The following is a 1,579-nucleotide window of genomic DNA, read 5'->3' on the forward strand; positions in this document are numbered from 1 at the left end:
CGGCGTTCTCGCCGGTTACTCCGGTTATGGCAAAAGCGTAGCGGCGCTCTATTGCCAGAACAAGACCGGCGCTGCCTATGTCGAAGTGCGGGACACATGGACCCGCGCCAAGTTGCTGCGCTCGATCCTCTCCGAACTCGGCGTTTACCAGCCACGCGGCACGCTGTCTGACATGGAAGACGAGGTCATTGGCCTTCTTTGCCGCGATCCGCGCCGCCCGCTTATCATTGATGAGGGCGACCTGCTCATCAAAAAGAACCTGATCGAGCTGGTGCGCGGCATTGCCAAGGCCAGCGGTGTTCCCGTGATGCTTATCGGCGAGGAGCTGTTCCCGAAGAAACTGGAACATGTCGGGGACCGCTTCCGCGATCTCGTCCTCGATACGAAATATGCCCATCCCTGCGACATGGAAGATGCCCGCACGTTGGCGCGGACGTTCTATCCGAAGCTGTCGATCGCGGATGACCTGCTCGAAAAGGCCAGAACCGAGGGCGAAGGCCGTGTCCGTCGCGTCGGCAACTCTCTGCATAACATTGCGGAGGCAGCCGCGAGGATGGGCCTTAGCTCCATCGACCTCGCAGCTTACGAGGGCGGTAACGGCCTGTTCTCGCGCTCGCGCCTGCCTTCCAGAAAGGAGGCAGCATAATGCGGGTTACTCCGATCGCTCTCAAGATTTCGGTCGCCAAGGGCCAGCGCGTGCTGACCGGTCAGGATCATTACTGGAAGCTGATGATGGACGCCGACATGCGCAACCAGCCCTTCAGCGTGGACGATATCTTCGGCCTTTCCAATAATCGCGGCCGGGAGCAAATCTCCACCTTTCTCGCCATGTGCGAAAAGGCTGAACTCATCAGTCGCACCGGGGACCAGAACCCGCGTGGCATGGCCTTGTTCCGCATCGTGGCTCGACAGTCGGCCACGCCGGTATTCAAGCGAGACGGTACATTGATCGCTGACCCGATGACGGCTCGGCAGGCGCTCTGGAATGCCATGCGCTCTCCCTTCTTCAGGAATGGTTTCAAGCTCATCGACATTTCGGTGCATGCCTCGACGGATTCGCTAACGGTCGCACAGCGTTCGGCCCGGCTTTACATTTCCTGCCTGCTCCGGGCCGGGTACCTGACCGTTCTGCAGAAGGGAACCCGACTGGAACCAACGATCTGGCGGCTTGTTCGCAACACCGGCCCGATCGCGCCGAAGCTCCTCAAAACCGAGTGCATCTATGACCCGAATGCCGAGAAGATTTTCGGCGAGCCGGAGACTGTCGAGGTCGAAGCATGACCCCGACGAAGCCCAAGCCCGACAATCTGGAAAAGGCCCGCGCCGCATGGGGCGAGCAGCCCCCGGAATGGATCATCGCTCTGGCGGAGGCCTGCAACGCAGAAAACCAGACGCTGGTCGGAAAGCGTATCGGCTATGCCGGTTCGACCGTCAGCCAGCTCCTTTCGAACAGCTATCCCGGCGATGTCGGTCGCATCGAGCAGCTCGTGCGCGGCGCTCTCATGTCCGAGACCGTGCGCTGCCCGGTCCTGCAGGAGATCGGCCGGGATGTCTGCCTCGGTTGGCAGCGCCGCCCCTT

The 1,579-nt window shown here is 61.2% G+C and carries 3 protein-coding genes; all 3 read left to right on the top strand.

Annotated elements, in window-relative coordinates; translation table 11 throughout:
• Nucleotides 1–646: ATP-binding protein (locus AGR2A_RS21890; RefSeq protein ID WP_080823456.1), on the top strand; the 646-nt coding region annotated here is incomplete at its 5' end.
• Nucleotides 646–1,281 carry a hypothetical protein gene (locus AGR2A_RS21895; RefSeq protein ID WP_080823339.1) on the top strand — a complete coding sequence of 212 codons (636 nt, stop codon included), beginning with the start codon at nucleotides 646–648 and terminating at the stop codon, nucleotides 1,279–1,281. The genes AGR2A_RS21890 and AGR2A_RS21895, both read left to right, overlap by 1 nt.
• On the top strand, nucleotides 1,278–1,579 hold a 302-nt coding region (locus AGR2A_RS21900; protein WP_080823340.1), incomplete at its 3' end, for a transcriptional regulator. The genes AGR2A_RS21895 and AGR2A_RS21900, both read left to right, overlap by 4 nt.

Origin of the sequence: Agrobacterium genomosp. 2 str. CFBP 5494 (assembly GCF_900013495.1) — a bacterium.
Taxonomy (GTDB): Bacteria; Pseudomonadota; Alphaproteobacteria; order Rhizobiales; family Rhizobiaceae; genus Agrobacterium; species Agrobacterium pusense.

Excerpts from the sequence above, each read along its gene's own strand:
- AGR2A_RS21895 (WP_080823339.1), top strand. The coding sequence starts at position 646 with ATGCGGGTTACTCCGATCGCTCTCAAGATTTCGGTCGCCAAGGGCCAG.